This window comes from Pedobacter frigoris, from assembly GCF_032678645.1.
Taxonomy (GTDB): Bacteria; Bacteroidota; Bacteroidia; order Sphingobacteriales; family Sphingobacteriaceae; genus Pedobacter; species Pedobacter frigoris_A.
Map to the genome: position 1 here is coordinate 444,453 of NZ_JAVTSP010000001.1, position 19,188 is coordinate 463,640.

17 protein-coding genes are annotated in these 19,188 nt (G+C 38.7%); 9 read left to right on the forward strand and 8 right to left on the reverse strand.

The annotated features are described in order from the left end of the window. Window positions 1-4: 4 nt before the first annotated feature. The 5 genes from R2Q78_RS01960 to R2Q78_RS01980 all read right to left on the reverse strand — a co-directional run bounded on the left by R2Q78_RS01960 (window position 5) and on the right by R2Q78_RS01980 (window position 4,729). Window positions 5-1,123 carry a sensor histidine kinase gene (locus tag R2Q78_RS01960; protein ID WP_316788380.1) on the reverse strand — a complete coding sequence of 373 codons (1,119 nt, stop codon included), beginning with the start codon at window positions 1,121-1,123 and terminating at the stop codon, window positions 5-7. 3 nt (window positions 1,124-1,126) lie between these two features. Then, window positions 1,127-2,065 (reverse strand): sulfite exporter TauE/SafE family protein, encoded by a 939-nt coding sequence (locus tag R2Q78_RS01965; RefSeq protein ID WP_316788382.1) that lies wholly within the window; start codon window positions 2,063-2,065, stop codon window positions 1,127-1,129. 123 nt (window positions 2,066-2,188) lie between these two features. Then, window positions 2,189-3,544 (reverse strand): MATE family efflux transporter, encoded by a 1,356-nt coding sequence (locus R2Q78_RS01970; RefSeq protein WP_316788384.1) that lies wholly within the window; start codon window positions 3,542-3,544, stop codon window positions 2,189-2,191. Between the two features lie 57 nt (window positions 3,545-3,601). Next, on the reverse strand, window positions 3,602-4,225 hold the full coding sequence (locus tag R2Q78_RS01975) for an ATP-binding protein (RefSeq protein WP_316788386.1): 624 nt from the start codon (window positions 4,223-4,225) through the stop codon (window positions 3,602-3,604). An 18-nt stretch (window positions 4,226-4,243) separates the two neighbouring features. Beyond that, entirely contained in the window at window positions 4,244-4,729 is a 486-nt protein-coding gene (locus R2Q78_RS01980; RefSeq protein ID WP_316788388.1) for a DUF4442 domain-containing protein, read from the reverse strand. Between the two features lie 79 nt (window positions 4,730-4,808). On the opposite strand from R2Q78_RS01980, the gene R2Q78_RS01985 reads away from it, so the two are divergent. The 9 genes from R2Q78_RS01985 to R2Q78_RS02025 all read left to right on the forward strand — a co-directional run bounded on the left by R2Q78_RS01985 (window position 4,809) and on the right by R2Q78_RS02025 (window position 15,605). Beyond that, window positions 4,809-5,114 (forward strand): phosphoribosylpyrophosphate synthetase, encoded by a 306-nt coding sequence (locus tag R2Q78_RS01985; RefSeq protein WP_316788389.1) that lies wholly within the window; start codon window positions 4,809-4,811, stop codon window positions 5,112-5,114. Between the two features lie 91 nt (window positions 5,115-5,205). Then, complete coding sequence (locus R2Q78_RS01990) at window positions 5,206-5,400, forward strand: coproporphyrinogen III oxidase (protein ID WP_316788390.1); 195 nt, start codon at window positions 5,206-5,208, stop codon at window positions 5,398-5,400. 117 nt (window positions 5,401-5,517) lie between these two features. Continuing rightward, window positions 5,518-6,741 carry an MFS transporter gene (locus R2Q78_RS01995; protein ID WP_316788391.1) on the forward strand — a complete coding sequence of 408 codons (1,224 nt, stop codon included), beginning with the start codon at window positions 5,518-5,520 and terminating at the stop codon, window positions 6,739-6,741. 80 nt (window positions 6,742-6,821) lie between these two features. Beyond that, window positions 6,822-7,718, forward strand: coding sequence for an oxygen-dependent coproporphyrinogen oxidase (hemF, locus tag R2Q78_RS02000; RefSeq protein WP_316788394.1), 897 nt, complete (start codon window positions 6,822-6,824; stop codon window positions 7,716-7,718). A gap of 131 nt (window positions 7,719-7,849) precedes the next feature. Further along, window positions 7,850-10,450 (forward strand): DNA gyrase subunit A, encoded by a 2,601-nt coding sequence (gene gyrA / locus R2Q78_RS02005; RefSeq protein ID WP_316788395.1) that lies wholly within the window; start codon window positions 7,850-7,852, stop codon window positions 10,448-10,450. A 23-nt stretch (window positions 10,451-10,473) separates the two neighbouring features. After that, window positions 10,474-11,550: a tetratricopeptide repeat protein gene (locus R2Q78_RS02010; RefSeq protein ID WP_316788397.1), complete on the forward strand. Its 1,077-nt coding sequence runs from the start codon at window positions 10,474-10,476 to the stop codon at window positions 11,548-11,550. A 64-nt stretch (window positions 11,551-11,614) separates the two neighbouring features. Then, window positions 11,615-12,760: a tetratricopeptide repeat protein gene (locus R2Q78_RS02015; RefSeq protein WP_316788399.1), complete on the forward strand. Its 1,146-nt coding sequence runs from the start codon at window positions 11,615-11,617 to the stop codon at window positions 12,758-12,760. 217 nt (window positions 12,761-12,977) lie between these two features. Further along, window positions 12,978-15,140 (forward strand): FUSC family protein, encoded by a 2,163-nt coding sequence (locus R2Q78_RS02020; RefSeq protein ID WP_316788400.1) that lies wholly within the window; start codon window positions 12,978-12,980, stop codon window positions 15,138-15,140. A 54-nt stretch (window positions 15,141-15,194) separates the two neighbouring features. After that, entirely contained in the window at window positions 15,195-15,605 is a 411-nt protein-coding gene (locus R2Q78_RS02025) for an organic hydroperoxide resistance protein (RefSeq protein ID WP_316788402.1), read from the forward strand. Window positions 15,606-15,665: 60 nt separating this feature from the next. On the opposite strand, the gene bioB is transcribed toward R2Q78_RS02025, so the two are convergent. The 3 genes from bioB to corA are packed head-to-tail and all read right to left on the reverse strand — an operon-like array spanning window position 15,666 to window position 19,184. Next, window positions 15,666-16,673: a biotin synthase BioB gene (bioB, locus tag R2Q78_RS02030; protein ID WP_316788404.1), complete on the reverse strand. Its 1,008-nt coding sequence runs from the start codon at window positions 16,671-16,673 to the stop codon at window positions 15,666-15,668. A 14-nt stretch (window positions 16,674-16,687) separates the two neighbouring features. Continuing rightward, on the reverse strand, window positions 16,688-18,037 hold the full coding sequence (mgtE, locus tag R2Q78_RS02035; protein WP_316788405.1) for a magnesium transporter: 1,350 nt from the start codon (window positions 18,035-18,037) through the stop codon (window positions 16,688-16,690). Between the two features lie 28 nt (window positions 18,038-18,065). Next, complete coding sequence (gene corA / locus R2Q78_RS02040) at window positions 18,066-19,184, reverse strand: magnesium/cobalt transporter CorA (protein ID WP_316788406.1); 1,119 nt, start codon at window positions 19,182-19,184, stop codon at window positions 18,066-18,068. Window positions 19,185-19,188 lie beyond the last annotated feature (4 nt).

A 19,188-nucleotide genomic window follows, 5' to 3' on the forward strand; every position in this document is an offset into this window, starting at 1 on the left:
TCATCTAAAAATTAATCAGCAGATCTATTTCAAAACGATCTTTTAAATTGTTGATGTTCAGTCTGTGCCTGTCCGGGTATAGAATCTCTAACCTTCTTTGTACATTCTTTAGTCCAATGCCCCCTTTGTATTCAGTAATTGCTTGTCCGCTCGGCCGGAAAGGTTTGCTATTTTGTAATCTGAAATGTATAAACCTGGGACTGATATTGACGTCCATATTGATCCATGACTTTCCAAAACTTGATTTTGTTCCATGTTTAAAGGCATTCTCCAGGAAATTGATCAGCAATAAGGGAGCGATTTTTTTATTGGTGGTATCGCCTGTGATCTGAACGGTTACTTTGCATTCTTCTTCTTTATGCCTCAGTTTTTCGAGGGCAATGTAACTGTTGGTAAACGTAAACTCATTATCCAGCGGTACCAGATCAGCTTTACATTCATAAAGCATGTATTTAAGCAGAGATTCTAAACGCTCTATAACAATCTGCGTCTGGTCTGATTTTTTCAAACTTAACGCATAGATGTTATTGAGGGTGTTGAAAAGAAAATGGGGATTGACCTGTGATTTGAGAAAGCTGCTTTCTAAAGCAATCTTTTGTGTTTTGAACCTGGCCAGCTTTTGTATTTCTTTTTGCTGATCATGTATGTCTACAAAATAATAAAGCGATACAAAAAAGAAAAAGACCAGCATGTAGCGTGGCAGGTTGGCAGATATTATGGAGATGAAGCTTGCGCTGACAGCTGTCGGCTGATTGCTTAGACCGAGGTATAGTAATTTGATCAGCACTACCTGCAGCAAAAATATAAAGATCAGCAGCAAAAATATCAATACCCAAAAAAGAGACTTACTCCGCCTGTAAACAGGCATCACCATAAACTGAAAGCCATAACATGCCAATAGAGCGGTAATAAGCTTAAAAATAAAGGAGAGGTAAGGTATGAAATCTGCAGGTGTCCCGGTAAGCTTGAACATACCTGTATTGAACATTTGAAATATGGAGATGCCTGAAATGGAAAGCCAGAACAATAGGTGAAGGAACCACTTGTAGTTACTGAAGTTATTGGAGATTTGTTGTTTTAGAGATAGATTTGCCATTAGCGTTACCACTGGCAAATTTATCATTTTCTACAATAGTTTTGTCACTGACATCCAGATAATACGTAAGCTAGATATGATGACAATAATTGACACTCCGATAAACATCTTTTTGATGGGTAGTTTTCCAACTAAACGGGCCGCAATAGGGGCAGCGATGACTCCACCTGCAATGAGACCTAATATGGACTGCCAGTGGCTAACCCCGAGGATAAAAAAGAAGGTAACTGCGCTGGCCATGGTGACAAAAAACTCAGTTAAACTGACCGAGCCAATCACATATTTTGGTGTACGCCCTTTAGAAATCAATGTTGAGGTTACCAATGGTCCCCATCCGCCACCGCCGAATGAATCCAGAAAGCCTCCGGCACCTGCAAGCCATCCTGCACGTTTTACTTTCTGTGGCTTTTGCTTTTCCTTGAAGGCATTGGTTAGGATCCTAATGCCTAGCAATAATGTATAAATAGAGATTACCGGTCTAATGTAGGTGGAGAACGCATCTCCCGCATAACCCAATAAAATAGCTCCGGCTATAGCGCCAAGGACACCGGGGACCAGTAAAGTTTTGAAAAGCTTTTTGTTTACGTTGCCGAAACGGTAGTGACTGAAACCCGAAGCTCCGCTTGAAAACATCTCGGCAGTATGGATGCTTCCAGAAATGACTGCAGGATTTAGTCCGCCGGATAACAGCAGCGTAGTAGATACTACACCATAGCCCATGCCCAACGCACCATCAACAAGCTGGGCGAAGAAACCAACCAGCAGCATCCAAAAGAACTTTTCATCCATCTGGGCATAGGTATCCTGTGCAAAGGTAACTACCGATTCATAACTGATATAGGTGTAAACCGCGAAGCCTATGAATAATGCTGCAAGAATAATGAGGCAGAGATAGGCGATTCTTTTCCATTTTCTCTCTTGTGTTTTACCATTTAGTGTGATTCTTGCTTGATTGTCCTGAATGCTCATGCTGTAATAGAATATCTATCGAATTAGTCGACAATATTAAGGCAACTTTTTCAATAAACAAAATTTCAAGGCATAAAATCTATTGATTTAGTAGTATTAAAATAGTGGCGTGCTGATATTGTGCTATTTAGCTAGTAATCTGGTCTTGTTTTGGAACCTGAAGAATAGTAGGATAGAGGCGGTAAGTAATCCGAAGGTAAGTCCGTACCAAATTCCGTTTACCCCAAGTTCGAGTGTAATGCCTAGCAAATAACCCAGTGGTATTCCAACAACCCAGTAGGCGATGAAGGTAATGATCGTAGGGATGTTTACATCGCCGATACCTCTGAGTACGCCTAATCCGACCACTTGGGTACCATCGAACAGTTGAAAGAAGCCCGCGATAATAAGTAGCTGTGCAGCGATATTGATCACTGCGATATCTTCGGTGTAGATATAAGGCAATACGGTATTGGCTAAAATGAAAAAGAGGGCAGTAGTACTCATGAAGACCAATATGACATGATAACTGGCTATTGCCGAACGTCTAAGGTCGGTAAAGTTGCTTTTGCCAAAGTTATTTCCGGTCTTGATGGTTGCGGCAGATGCAATTCCGCTGGCCATCATATAGGTGACTGCGGCGAGGTTTATGGCAACCTGGTGAGCGGCCTGTTCTACAGCGCCTATAGTTCCGATGAGAATCGCAGCACCACTGAAGGCACTGATTTCAAAAGAATACTGTAAAGCCACAGGTGCTCCAATCTTTGCGATTTTAAACGCCCTTACTTTATCAATAAAGCCAATTCTGAATTTCTCTATGTAAATTTTAAAGTATTTGGAGCGCATGACATAAACGGACATGGCTATGGCCATTAAGGTGCGGTCTATTAGCGTACTGAGGCCGACACCTTTGACACCCATTGGGGCGATCCCGAACATTCCTTTTACAAATATAATTCCCAGGATGATGTTGATGACATTTCCCCATATAGAGACAAACATGGCCTGTTTGGTAAAGCCCAGTCCTTCTGCAAATTGTTTGAAAGTCTGGAAGATCATTAGGGGGATGATGGATATGCCCAGATAACCCAGGTATGGTTTTGCATAAGCAACAACTTCCGGAGACTGGCCTATATGGTCTATGATCAATAGTGTGCCCAAATGGACAAAACCATAAAGAAGAAGCGATATAAGGAAATTGATAATAAGACTATTGGATAACAATTTACCGCATTCGTCATAGTTTTTACGCCCGTTTTCCTGTGCGATCAAAGGAGTGAGGCCGTAGGCGATTCCCATCCCTAACACAAGGATTAACATAAAAAGGCTATTGACCAGTGAGACTGCTGCTAGTTGAATGGTACCGGCAAAATGCCCTACGATCACGCTATCTGCAAGGTGCACGAGAGTATGGCCTATTTGAGAAACAACAATAGGCATAGCAAGGCGTAGGTTATCCGCGTAATACGGTTTGTACCTGTTATAAAGGCTCGTCAACATTCCGGCAAAAGTCGGGTTTTTTATACTGAATTAGAGGTTTTGTAAAATTATATTACATTAAACTGTCGTAAAGTATTCCTCTTTTTCAGAAATATGGGGCCGGATTACACCGCTTATAATGAGACTGACCAGGATCTTCTGGGCTTGTTTATAAGAACTTCTGGTCAGCTTACTAAATTCTTTTAAAGTAATTCTTCCCTGCTGGCCAAGATATTCAAAAAGCTTTTTTTCCTGATCAGTGTAGGTGATGAGCTGCCCATTCTTATCGTTGCCTTTTTTGATGACATCCATCAATATTTTACTCGCCAGTATGCTTTTGTCTTTTACCCTGTAATACACCCACCATTTCTTATTTTCATCAAGAGCGTAATGCGGCTTCGTATCACTAGGGGCGATGCTGACCACCAATACCAGTTTATCATCAACATAAATCTCTTCAAACTCGGGTTCTATAGCAGGTTTGCAGAATTGATGAGCAGATTTTGTGATCATATAGCGTTCTTCATCCTCAGATTTTACACCCTTGATAGAGCCGTCGTCTGCTACGCCAATGAGTAATTGTCCGCCTTTATTATTTGCAAAAGCAACTAAGCTTTTAGCTATTTTTTCATTGCTGGTGATGGTTTTCTTAAAATCCAGTGTGGTACCTTCTCCCTGTAAAATTAGTTTCCTGATATTCATTTTGCGGATTTTAAAGCGTTAATAAGCGATGCGCGATTCTTCTCCCTGGTGTAGATTTCTGACATAAACCTCATTCATTACTGTAGCACACAACTCGCCTGCGCCATTTGTAATTTCCATGGGATAGGCTTTTACAAACTTTCCTGTAGTATTTAACGCTTCAACCGCTTCATTTAGCATATCGTCGGTAATTACTACAGTAAAATATAGGTTACTCCGGCCTGGTTTTAAGTATTGGATTGAAGCGCTTTTAAGCCATACACGCACTTTGAAACCTTGCCTTTGCAGCAGCTGATCAAATAGTATGGCATAAAATGGATCTGTTGCAGCATAGATTGTTCCTCCGAATATGGAACCGTTGTAGTTTTTGTTGAACAGGCTTTTGGCGATTTTAACATCGACACCCCTGAATCCCTTATGGAATCTTTTTATCCAAATGCGCTGAAACAATAGAGGGGGATATAAACACAAGCCCCACTTAAGGGTTTTCTCTGATACAACCATGATGCTTAAATATCAGAAAGTTTATTGAACTATGAAATTTTAAATATGAACATAAAGTAATTTTTCATTAAATTAGGATATGTATATATATGACACACTTACGGCTGCAGTCGCGGGTCTTGAAGAACGCGGCTACGAATATGATTTTACCTTAACTGAGGATTTTATTGAATGTAAGGCCATAGACATTCAGCTGATGCCGGAGGAATTTGAAATTGATGAGTTTTACAGGTTCGAAGGAATGAATGACCCGGACGACAGTGCTGTAATTTATGCCATATCTTCTCAGGTTGGTAATCTGAAAGGTGTACTTATTGACGCTTATGGTGCATATGCAGAGAACATTTCTGCCGAGCTTTTAGACAAACTGAAAATGCATCAATAAAGACAAATTAATTTTTTTAAAACTTTCAGTCCGCGTCTTTGTTGAATAATTGAAGCTATGAAAATTTCATAATCAATTAAAACACAGCCCTATGAAAAAATTAATTTTAAGTCTTGCTTTTGCAGGTTCATTAATCATAACCACATCAGCATGCAATTCTACAAAAAATGTATCGGGTACTACGGACAGCACAACTGTAGATACAACGATGACACCAATAGATACCACTAAAGTGGTGGATACAACCAAGGTGATGCCACCAGACACAACAGTGAAACCAAGGTAATAGTAAATAAGGTTAAATGAACGCGCACGTACTGGATTGTACGATGCGCGTTTTTTATTGAAATTTTTTTCTCCTCAATGAAATTGTTTGTACTTTCATCAACCAAACAAATATTTTATGACCGAAGCTGAGAAAAAAAGAAATGTGTTCTTTTTAATTCTTGTAGCCGCACTAGGCTATTTTGTAGATATTTATGATCTGCTGCTATTCCTCATTATTAAAAACAAAAGCCTTTCGGGACTGGGAGTCCCGGCTGATAAAATAACGGAGACTGGTCTTAGCCTGATGAACTGGCAGATGGCCGGTTTGTTAATTGGGGGTATCTTCTGGGGGATTCTTGGTGATAAAAAGGGCAGACTATCTGTACTCTTTGGTTCTATCATCATGTACTCTATTGCCAATATCGCTAATGGATTTGTGACAAGTATACCTATGTATGCTGCATTGAGGTTTATTGCCGGTATTGGATTGGCAGGTGAGCTCGGCGCAGGTATTACTTTGGTTAGTGAAAGCATGAGTAAGGAAAAAAGAGGTTATGGTACTATGCTAGTTGCAGGAATAGGGTTGATGGGGGCGGTTGCAGCGTATATCGTTGGTGATTTATTTGAGTGGCGGACTGCGTTTTTTGTAGGTGGGGGCTTAGGTATCATTTTATTACTATTACGTTTTGGTGTTTTTGAATCCGGATTGTTTGAAAACATGTCGAAAAAGGACGTGGTAAAGGGAAATTTTTTGATGTTGTTTTCCAACAAAAAGCGTTTCTTTAAATATTTGAATTGTATTCTGATTGCTGTTCCATTGTGGTTTGTGGTGGGAATACTTGTAGGTATAGCCCCGGAATTTGGTAAAGCGTTACATGCAGTAGATGTTTTGGATAACGGTAAGGGTGTGATGTTTACCTACATCGGGATTTCCCTGGGAGATTTTCTGAGCGGTGCGTTAAGCCAGATCTTCAAGACCAGAAAAAAGATCGTTTTTATATTTATCACCCTGACGTTTTGTGCCATGCTGGTTTATTTGTTGAATACCGGCTGGACGGCAAACGGATTCTATACCCTATGTGTGTTTTTCGGATTGTTTACAGGGTATTGGGTAGTGTTTGTGACCATATCTGCTGAACAGTTTGGTACGAACCTGCGTGCGACTGTAACCACAAGTGTTCCTAACATGGTAAGAGGTTCATTAATATTGGTAACCATTCTTTTTCAGTTTTTGCTGAGTAAGATGGGTATTATCAACGCTGCGTTGTGTATTGCGGTATTGACTGTAGGGCTGGCTTATATTGCTTTGTATAACCTGGATGAAACCTATGGCCGTGATCTTAATTTTATAGAGGAATAGTGTCAAAAAAATGTACTATCTGCAATTTTTAAGCTTAATGCCTTTTTATTAAGGTTAACTTTGGAGATAGTTTTAACGAAATGGTGTTTAAAGATCGAGTAGTAGCGGCATACCAACGAATTCAGGATGAAATTTGTAAAAGTCTGGAACTTGCAGACGGCAAAGCCAAATTTGAAGAAGAATTGTGGAGCAGAGATGGTGGAGGTGGTGGTCGTACCCGCATCATGCAGCATGGAAATGTGATAGAAAAGGGAGGCGTAAATTTTTCTGCTGTTCACGGAAAGCTTCCGGATGCTATAAAAAAGGCATTTAAAGTGGAAAGTGATGATTTTTTTGCAACAGGTGTCTCCATAGTAATGCATCCCAATAATCCTTTCGTACCGATCATTCACATGAATATCCGGTATTTCGAAATGGATGATCAAACCCGTTGGTTTGGTGGCGGTATAGATTTGACGCCCCATTATGTAATTGACACAGATGCGAGATATTTTCATCACTTGTTAAAGCAGACTTGTGACGCTTTTGATGCATCGTTTTATCCTAAATTTAAAACGCATGCGGATGATTATTTTTACATCAAACATCGGGAAGAAACACGTGGTGTTGGCGGTATTTTCTATGACAGATTGAAACCTGAAAATACGGGACTTTCATTTGATCAGCTGTTGGATTTTTCAGTTGCTATAGGCAATACGTTCATCCCGGCGTATACGGAACTCATTGATAGAAATAGAGATGCAGAATTTACAGAGCGTCAGCAAGAGTGGCAATATCTGCGTAGAAGTAGGTATGCTGAATTCAATCTGGTGTATGATGCAGGTACTAAATTTGGTTTGGAAACTAACGGAAGAATCGAATCTATTCTGATGAGTTTGCCGCCAATGGCAAAATGGGTTTATAACCATAAGCCCATTGAGGGCAGTGCTGAAGCATTTACATTAAGTAAGTTAAAAAAGGGGATTGAATGGGCTTAAGAGGCTAAATTTCCCCCTAAATTTATAGGTTAAAATTTTTCCACAATGCGCCGTAATGGCGCATTTTTTATTAGATTCGCAAGGTTATAAGAATACCACATTTAAATCGTTCTTAAGGAACATTAATATTTATGGCAGAAGATTTAGAAAATCAAGAAAACGACAAAATAATTAGAATCGATATTGACGAGCAAATGAGATCCGCCTACATCGATTATTCGATGTCGGTTATCGTATCAAGGGCTTTACCTGATGTACGTGATGGATTAAAACCGGTACACCGCCGTGTGTTATACGGAATGCTTGATTTGGGATTGTCAAACAATAAACCATATAAAAAGTCAGCGCGTATTGTAGGAGAGGTACTGGGTAAGTATCACCCTCATGGTGATGCATCTGTATACAATACCATGGTGAGGATGGCTCAGGATTGGAGCTTACGTTATCTGATGGTCGAAGGGCAAGGAAACTACGGATCAATCGATGGTGATTCACCCGCAGCAATGCGTTATACAGAGGCTCGTTTCCAAAAGATCGCTGAAGAGATGCTTGCTGACATCAACAAAGATACGGTTGATTTCCAACTGAACTTTGATGATTCATTGGAAGAACCTACTGTTCTTCCTTCAAAAGTTCCTAATTTGCTGATTAATGGTTCGTCTGGTATTGCAGTAGGTATGGCAACGAATATGCCTCCTCATAACCTTACAGAGACCATTAATGCAACAATTGCTTATATTGACAACAATGAAGTAACTATTGCTGAATTGATGAAGCACATTAAGGCGCCAGATTTTCCTACGGGTGCCATTATTTATGGCTACACAGGTGTTCAGGAGGCATTTGAAACAGGTAGAGGACGTATTGTGATGCGTGCAAAAGCCGAAATTGAAGCAACCAGAGATCGTGAAACCATCATTGTAACAGAAATACCCTACCAGGTAAATAAAGCAATGATGATTGAACGTACTGCTGAACTTGTTGGGGAGAAAAAAATCGAAGGTATTTCAAATATTAAGGATGAGTCTAATAAAGACGGTATTCGTATTGTATATGAGATCAAACGTGATGCTAATGCTTCTATAGTCTTAAATAACCTGTTTAAACAGACTGCTTTACAGACCTCATTTAGTGTAAATAATATTGCATTAGTAAATGGCCGTCCGCAATTGCTGAATCTGAAGGACCTGATCCGTTACTTTGTAGAGCATAGACATGAGGTTGTTGTCCGCAGAACTAAATTTGAACTTGCTGAGGCTCAAAAACGTGCACATATATTAGAAGGCTTACTTATTGCGCTTGATCATCTTGATGAAGTAATTAAATTAATCCGTAATTCTGATACTCCTGAAGAAGCGAGAACTGGTTTAATGGAGAAATTTGGCTTGTCTGATATTCAGGCAAGAGCTATCCTTGATATGACGCTCCGCAGGTTGACAGGTCTGGAACGTGATAAGATCAAAGATGAGTACAATGAATTGATGAAAACCATCGAATATTTACAGTCTATCTTAGATGATGAAGGTAAACGTATGCAGATCATCAAAGACGAATTGACTGAGATGAGAGAAAAGTACGGTGATGAGCGCAGAACTCAAATCGTACACTCAGCAGAAGACATGAGTATGGAAGACTTTATCGAAGATGAAGAAGTGGTAATCACCATTTCTCACGAAGGATATATCAAACGTACTCCGGCTACAGAATACCGTACGCAAGGCAGAGGTGGTAAAGGATCTAAAGGAAGTGATTCGAGAAATGAAGATTTCATTGAACACTTATTGATTGCTTCTAATCATAACTATATGCTATTCTTTACAGAGGCAGGACGTTGTTTCTGGTTGAGGGTATATGAAATTCCTGAAGGAAGCCGCTTGAGTAAAGGAAGAGCAATCCAAAATATCATCAATATACCGAAAGAAGAGAAAATAAAGGCCTTCATTAAGGTTAAAAACCTTAAAGATCAGGAATACCTTGAAAATAACTACATCATCATGTGTACCAAAAAAGGAACAATCAAGAAAACTTCTTTGGAGGCATATTCAAGACCTAGGGTAAACGGTATCAATGCAATTAATATTAATGAGGGTGATCAATTACTAGAAGCAAGTTTAACAACTGGTTCAAGCGAAATTGTAATGGCATTACGCTCAGGAAGAGCTATTCGCTTCAATGAAGAGAAAGTTAGACCTATGGGAAGAACTGCGACTGGTGTACGTGGTGTAACCCTTGCGCATGACAAAGATGAGGTAGTTGGCATGATTGCTGTGGATGATCCGGGAGCAACGGTACTTGTGGTTTCAGAAAAAGGTTACGGAAAACGTACTGATATAGAAGATTACCGCGTTACTAACAGAGGTGGTAAAGGTGTTAAAACAATTAATATCACTGAAAAAACCGGAAACCTTGTTGCCATTAAAAATGTTACTGATGCGGATGACTTGATGATCATCAACAAATCAGGTATTGTAATCAGGATCGTGGTTAGCGAGCTTAGAGTAATGGGAAGAGCAACTCAGGGAGTTCGTTTGATCAATTTGAAAGGTAATGATGAAATTGCTTCTGTGGCCAGAATAGAACATGAGGAGGAAGAAGTTGAAGGAGATGAGGTTGTTGAAAGCCATGTAGTAGCTGACGGAGAAGAATTGGAAATTGATACTACAGACGAAATTGAGGAAACAAGCGGAGACGACGAGGAAGAAGAAGGACCTGAAGAAGAAAAAGAAAAATAATTGTTTAATCTATAATAAGTAAAATGAAAAAGATACTTTTAAGTGTATTATTTGTAGGTGTTGCTTCACTTGCAAATGCTCAAAAGAGTGAAGTCACGGCAGCTAAGAATGCCTGGGGACTACTAGGCATAAGCAAAGCCAAAACATTAGCTGAGAACTTAAAAGAGCTAAACGATGGTTTAGCTCATACAGATAAAGCTATTGTAAATGAGAAATCTAAAGTTATGCCAGAGGCGTGGTCTTACAGGGCATTGTTCTCTTCAAGGATTTCTTTGGTAGACTCATTGGATGTTAAAAATTCTATAGCGAATCAGAAAATAGCTGAAGAGGCGATAGCACAAGCTAAAACTCTGGATACTAAAGGAGCTGAAAAGGCGAACATCCAGGATGCTGAACTTAATGTTGATAATGCGATCAGAAATAGGGGTATATTTGCATACCAAAGAAAAGATTTTGCTACAGCTTTCGATGCTTTTAAGGAAATTACAAAGAAAAACCCTAAGGATACAGGCATGTACGTAAATACAGGTGTTGTGGCAAAGGAAATACAGAACTACCCTGAAGTAGTTAGTAATTTTAAAAAAGCTATTGATCTTGGTTACAAAGATGCTTCAATTCTTTATTCAGAGATTGTAAGTATTACTTTTGATAAAATGAAAGATAGTGTTGCAGGATTGGCTTTACTACAGGAAGCAGGCGCAAAATTCCCTGAAAATCCATATTTCATTGGTCTTGAGACTGATATTTATATTAAAAGAGGAGACATCCAGAAATCGCAGGAAATGCTGACTAAGTTGATTCAAAAGGATCCAAAAAATGCAACTTATCAGTATTTAATGGGGGATACTTATTATAAGCAAGCTTTAGCTGTTCAAAACCAAAGAAATGCTTTAGATGCTAAGAAAACAAAGGAATTCAATGAGTTAGGTGTAAAAATGACCAAATTTATTGATCAGTCTATTCCATATTACAAAGCAGCTTTAGAAATTGATCCTAAAAATGTTAATGCTTTAGAAAACCTAAAAATTATCTATGGCTTTAAAGAAGATAAAGTGAATTTTGAAGCGACGAAGAAAAAACTGGAAGAAATCCAGAAATAAAAAGTCACTTAATAGAATTGAAAAGAGGGATATTTTATCCCTCTTTTTTTTTAAGTTTGTATACATGAGTAAGATATCTTTTTTCGGTAGTGCATTTTTAGTATTAATATGTTGCAATGTGGCTTTCTCTCAAAAAAGCCAATTGCAGATTGCACGGAATAGCATCGGTAAATTACAATTTGCAATTACCAATAAACAGGACGTTAAAAAACAATTGTCAATACTAGGAGAGGGGCTTAAAGCTATTGAAACCGCTCAAAATGACAAGAAGACCAAAAAATGGCCGGAGACCTGGGCTATAAAAGCATACCTTAGTTCCTACATTTCAATTATAGATTCAGACGAAGGGAACTCAGACAAATATTATGGGCTTGCAATTGCCGCTATAGATTCTGCTAGAAGAATAGATAAATTTCAGGCAAACACACGTTTAATATACGCATCGGTATACAATATTAATATCAAAAAACAGGATAAAGCAAATTCTGCTTTTAAAAACAATGATTTTGCAACTGCTTTTAATTCACTAAAAGAAGTGAGTGACTTTTTCCCAAAAGACACAACTTTAGCTGTTAATACTGCTATTGCAGCACAAAACATAAGAAACTTTGATAAGGCTCTTGAATATTTTAAAAGAGCAAAGGAGGCCGGAATAAAGGACCCAGTAGTTTTCCAGAATCTTGCAAATATTTATACGTCTAAATTCGACCATGATCTTGCGATAAAAACAATAGAAGATGGATTAAAACTCAATGGAGATGATATAAATCTAACAAATGCTTATATCAATTTATTATTAGATAATGAAAGATATACAGACGCCACTCATGTTATAGAATCTACACTTAAAGTCGATAAAAACAATAAATTACTTTATTTCCTGTATGGATATCTTTATCAGAATAGTGGAAACTATAATACAGCAGCATTATCATACATCAAAGCCTTAAATATTGATGAAAATTATTTCGATGCAATTTACCAGTTAGGCCTGGCGTATGTAGATTCAGCAAATGAGGCTTTAAAATCAGGTAAAGACGGTAGTCAAAAATTTTCGTCATTTATAAACAGAGCTGAAATTGCATTGTTGCAAGCTCATGAAATCAATCAGAATGATAAGCCAACTGTTCAGTTGCTTATTGATATTTACACCAGGAAGAATAAACTGGATAAGGTTCAGGAATTAAAATCCAAATTGGAAGAATTTTAGGTCAACACCTTCAAAAGCACATAGGGGTAGTTTAAGGAAGAATATACTTAACATAATATTAATTATAAGACACTGTTATTCTGCTACCTTGGTTATTGTTTCTTTTATAACTAACTATTGATATCATCTTTTTGTTTGATTATTTTGCAATAATCTCAGCTATTGGTTTAATTTTTGAAATCATAGCAAAATCTGCTAACAGTAACGCTAAATTTGTATGATGATTAATCGCCCGATAAGAAGTATTCATGATTTTCTGCTCAGCACATATTTCGCTGATGGTTTGAGGATTACTTTGGGTGTACTTTGTCCTTCTTTAATTCTTGCGCAATTTGGGATGCTTCAGTACGGCATGACTTTGTCATTGGGCGCATTGTGCGTAAGTGTTGTAGATACTCCAGGCCCCATAGTTCATCGTCGAAATGCGATGCTGATCACAATGAGCCTCATCACATTAATTTCAGTAGTCGTCGGTCTGACTAATAGTAATGTCTATTTTACAGGAATTCTGCTTGTCGTGTGCAGCTTTATATTCTCCATGTTTTTCCTGTATGGCCTTAGAGCGGCATCTATCGGTACGGCGACATTACTGATTATGGTTTTAAGTATAGACGACATCAGGCCATGGAATGAAGTTTTATTTTATTCCCTTCTCATCTTTATCGGAAGTGTCTGGTATACCCTGTTGAGCTATTTTTTCTATAGAATCAGACCATATCGTCTCGTTCAGCAGATATTGAGCGATTCTATACATGAGGTTAGCGATTTTTTAAAAGCAAAAGCTAAATTTTACCATCAAAATATAGATTACGACGATAATTATGCTGAGTTGTTGCAGCTGCAGGTGTTGGTACACGAAAAACAGGATGCTGTAAGGGAGGTTTTATTCAGAACGAGGGAAATTGTAAGAGAATCGACACCTGAAGGGAGATTTCTTCTGCTTGTTTTTGTAGATATGGTTGATCTGTTTGAACAGGTCATGTCTACTTATTACAATTACAAACAATTGCACGAGCAGTTTGATTCTTCTGGTATTTTGTCCCATTATGAATCCGTTATCATAAAAATAGCTGATGAATTGGAGGATATAGCGTTTTCGCTAAAAACCGGGGGCACCCCTAGCCTACCAACTTCTTTGATTGATGATGTAGCAAAACTGAAGTTAGAAATTACCGAATTAGAGAAAAATAATACAGATGGTAAGTATAATACTCTCGGAATCATTGCATTAAAAAATATTGAAGTAAATATTGAGAACATTCTATCAAGAGTTAAAACGATTAAAGGATATTTTAACAAAACAGAGAAGAAAAATCTGCAACCCCGTAAAATAGACGTAGAGAAATTTGTGACCAGGCAAAGCATAGATCTTAAACTTTTATCTGAAAATTTAACATTCAGTTCCGCTACTTTCAGACATTCACTAAGGGTTGCCATCGTAATGCTGATTGGCTTTGTCGTTGCGAAGACGCTGAATTTCTCCCATAGTTACTGGATTCTATTGACAATTCTGGTGATCTCGAAACCAGGCTTTAGTCTGGCAAAACAAAGAAATTATGAACGTTTGATTGGTACTGTTATAGGTGCATTTATAGGGATGGGTATATTGATGTATATTCAAGACAAGCACGCACTGTTTATAATTTTGTTAATCTGTATGGTTGGTAGCTATAGCTTCCAGCGTAAAAACTATGTGGTTAGTGTTCTTTTTATGACACCTTATATTTTGGTGTTGTTTGATTTCCTGGGTATGGGTGGTTTGTCTGTAGCCAGAGAGAGAATTTACGATACGCTTATTGGCTCAGGAATTGCTTTGCTGGCTAGTTATTCATTATTCCCCAACTGGGAGCATGAAAAGCTCAAGGAAGCTATGCTGGATACATTAAAAGCGAATATGAATTACTTTGAACAGGTGACGTTTCTTTACGTAGAACCTGTAACTGACTTCACCAATTACAAAGTAGCAAGAAAGGAAGTTTATGTAACAACGGCCAACCTCGCCTCTCTTTTCCAACGAATGTTCTCGGAACCAAAGAGTAAGCAGATATTGATGACTGAACTTCATCAATTTACAGCCTTAAATCATTTATTATCTTCTTACATCGCCACACTTTCACTTTACAATAAGGAGCATGAATTTGTATTCTCAAATTTTGATGAATTAAAACCGATAGTTCAGAATACAATCTATTTAATGAATCTGTCGGGAGACATGCTTAAGAATAATACGGGCTTGATAAGTAATGTTCCGCTTATACGCCGTAATATGAACGATACCAGCAGTAATCAATCGGATGAAATTATCATAGGAGAGCAGTTTGATCTCATTCAGAAAGTTGCATACGACATTTACAAACTGTCTGAAAAGATCAAAATATAAAAACTTTAACGCTGTATGCGTTGTTCTGTATAAATATTATAACATCATTATATTATGGAAAAACTGTATACAGCCTCAGTGATCGCTAACGGCGGTCGCGATGGTCATATCAAGTCAAACGACGGAATACTGGATCTTAATTTAAGGAAACCAAAAGAAATGGGTGGTCAGGGCGGTGCAACCAACCCTGAGCAATTATTCGCAGCCGCCTGGGGTGCTTGTTATCTGGGAGCACTGGGATCAGTAGCTCAACATGATGGTGTAGATGTTACGGAAGCGACTGTTGAAGTACACGTATCTTTCAACAAAGATGGAAATGCCTTTGCTTTATCTGCAGATCTGGATGTTCACATACCTGGCATAACAACTGAAGAAGCTCAGCATTTGGCTGATAAGGCCAACAGAGCATGTCCATATTCAAAAGCTACAAAAGGAAACATCGAGACTCGTGTGATCGCAATTTAAAACAATGTAAAAAGCCCCCCGATGAGCATAATTCATCGGGGGGCTTTTTTTTTAAATAAATTATACAGTAGCCTCTTCTTTTTGAGAAAGCGTATTTGATGGTCTGCCGTTTTTGAAGGCATCTCGGGTTTTTAGCCCAAGCAGTTCAAACATGGCCATGTCATCTATAAAAGCAGGATTTGGAGTAGTCAGTAATTTATCTCCGGCAAAAATAGAACTTGCCCCGGCCATAAAGCAAAATGCTTGTTCAAGTGTACTCATTTCATTTCTTCCTGCAGACAAACGAACAACTGAATTTGGCATTACAATGCGTGCAGTAGCAATCATCCTGACCATATCCCAAATTGGAACACGGGGCTGATCTTCTAAAGGTGTACCTTTTACAGGAACCAGTGCATTCACCGGAACAGATTCAGGATGAACGGCCATATTCGCCAGCGTCTGTAACATAGACACCCTATCTTCTACCGTTTCCCCTAAACCAATAATTCCACCACTACAAACAGTTAACTTTGCTTTACGCACATTTTTTATCGTATTTAAGCGGTCGTCATAAGTACGTGTCGAGATGATCCTTTTATAATCATCTTCCGAAGTATCGATGTTATGGTTATAAGCATATAAACCAGCATCAGCTAGTCTTTGTGCCTGATTTTCAGTAAGCATTCCTAAAGTGCAGCAAACTTCCATATCCATATCGTTAACAGCTTTTACCATTTCGATGACCCGGTCAAAGTCACGATTGTCGCGCACTTCGCGCCATGCAGCGCCCATACACAAACGAGATGCACCTCCCTCCTTCGCCTTTACTGCTGCACTCACTACCTGTCCAACCTGCATTAACGGCTGTACTTCAAGATCAGTATGGTAACGTGCAGCCTGAGGACAGTATGAACAATCTTCTGCACAACCTCCTGTTTTAATGGAGATTAACGAACTAACCTGAACCTCATTGTAATCCTTGTTTTCACGGTGTATAGTTGCGGCTTCATAAACCAGGTCCAAAAATGGTCTATTATATATTTCTGATATTTCCTCTTTAGTCCAATTGTGTTTAGTTGGTTGCATATGTATTTAATAAGTTATAATAAAAGTTTGCTTGCTAAGCCTAGCAGCAGCAAAAATCCAAAAACATCTGTAAATGTTGTAATAATAATTGAAGAAGCAATGGCCGGGTCAATTCCGACACGCTTTAAGACCAATGGAATACCAGCTCCGGTTACCCCTGCAATCAATAAATTGCCGGTCATGGCCAGAAAGATCACGACTCCGAGCAAAGGGTTGCTGTCAAAAAATAGTGCAAATAAGAATACAATTAAGCCCGTAACGGCTCCGTTAATTAATCCTACTGTAAATTCTTTCAATACTGTACGATAAGCCTGATTGTCAGTAAGGTCGTACAGAGAGATCCTTCTTACCGTTACCGCCAACGCCTGGGTTGCTGCATTACCACCCATACCGGCAATAATAGTCATGTATGCAGAAAGAACAGCTATTTTTTCAATTGTAGGTTCAAAATGACGCACAACACCTGATGCCAAAAAAGCAGTGCCCAGGTTCAAGACCAGCCATGGTAGGCGGGACTTGACAGCTTCAACCCAGTTACCGCTCAGTTCCTCATCTTCCGATACCCCGGAAATCTTCAGGATGTCCTCAGTATTTTCATCTTCAAGAACGTCAATAACGTCATCAAAAGTAACCCGACCAAGCAATTTCATATCGTTATCGAGTACCGGGATACTGGTAATGTTATATTGAGAGATGAGTTTGGCAACTTCTTCCTGATCCGTATCCGGATGTACCCAGGCTACCTCGGCCTTCACAAGCTCCGTAATCTTTACGTTTCCTTTAGCTTTAATGATGTCTTTTAACGATACTATACCCTGAAAAACATTATCATCATTGATAACATACACGGTATAGAATTCCTCTATTTCCTCGCTCTGCCTGATGATCTCATCAATTGCATCCTTTTTTGTAAGGTCCAGATTGATCCTGATGAATTCTGTATTCATCAAACCGCCCGCAGTTTCTTCGTGGTAGCTCAGTAGATTACGAATACTTGAAGCGTCGTCTTCACTCAGGTCTTCAAGAATTTCCTTTTGTTCGTGCTCTTCAAGTTGAGAGATAATGTCTGTTGCATCATCATAATCCAGTTCTTCTACGATCTCGGTCCGTTTGTCCGGATGCATCTGAAGTAAAAGTTCCTCAGGGTGCGACTCTTCGTGCATCTCAGAGATTACTTCAGAAGCAACCTCAACCGGCAATAAATTGATGATTCGCTGTCTATCTTCTTTCGTCAGACTTTCAAATAAAATAGCTATTTCCGAGGCATGGTATTCCTCAAGAATAACTTTTAGTTGTTCATCATCACCCGTTAGGGCTAACTTGATCTTAGATACATCAGACTTGTCGAGTTCGAAGGACTGCATTCGACGCTAAAGGTAATAATAATCAGTTCTATTTAAACCATCCTTTACGCCAGAAATATATGATTTGTACTACAGCGATTAATCCCATTATGATCATTGTGTATAAATACCCATTTTCCTGGTATAATTCAGGCATGTTTTTAGGCAGAACTTTTCCTGTAACAGGGTCTTCAATGGCAAAGTTCATTCCGTAAATACCTGCGATAAATGTCAGGGGAATAAATATAGATGAGATGATTGTCAGCACTTTCATGATCTCGTTCATCCTGTTGCTGATGAATGACAAGTACATGTCTATGTTGCTCACAGAAAGTTCCTTTAAAGATTCCACCATGTCAATAATTTGGATACAATGATCATAGGCATCCTTGATATACATTTTTGTTTGATCTGTGATCAGCGGACTGTCGCTTCTCAAAATATCATTCAGTTTATCCCTTTCAGGCCAGATCACTTTTCTTACCCCTATCAGGTTTCTTTTTATCACCTGAGTATCAAACATCACAGTTTTATCGGGACTGTCAAACAAGCGATCTTCTATCGCATCCAGATCTTCACCCCACTGGCCCAATATCTCAAAATATCTGTCGATGATGATGTCCATCAATGCGTACATCAGGTAACTGCTACCTGCAATCCGGATATTTCCCTTCCCTGCTTTAAGCCGGTTTCTTATCGGCTCCAGGCAATCTTCATAGTTTTCCTGGAAAGTAAATAAAGCATTGTCCATCAATATAAAAGAAACCTGGATATTGTCCATGTTTTTCGCCTCATCAAAATACAACATGCGACTGGTGGCAAAAACATAACCATCATACTCTTCCATTTTAGGTCGCTGATAAGTTCTCGTGATGTCTTCCAATATCAGTTTATTGACATTGAAATCAGTGGTGAGCGTCTCAAAAAGTTGTCGTGAATCAAACCCCTTTACCTCTATCCAATAGGTAAATCGTTTATCAGCGATGATATTTCTTACTGCTTCTATATTATGGAGTTCAGAAACCTCATAGAATTCAGCATTATATTTATAGATTTTTATGACAGGCTTTAATGCATCTTTAGCGATATAAACAAGGCCCGGACTGGAACCTGCCTCAGGCAGAGAATAATGCTTGTGTTTCCGTTTATATTTAGAATGCTTTGCCATAGAA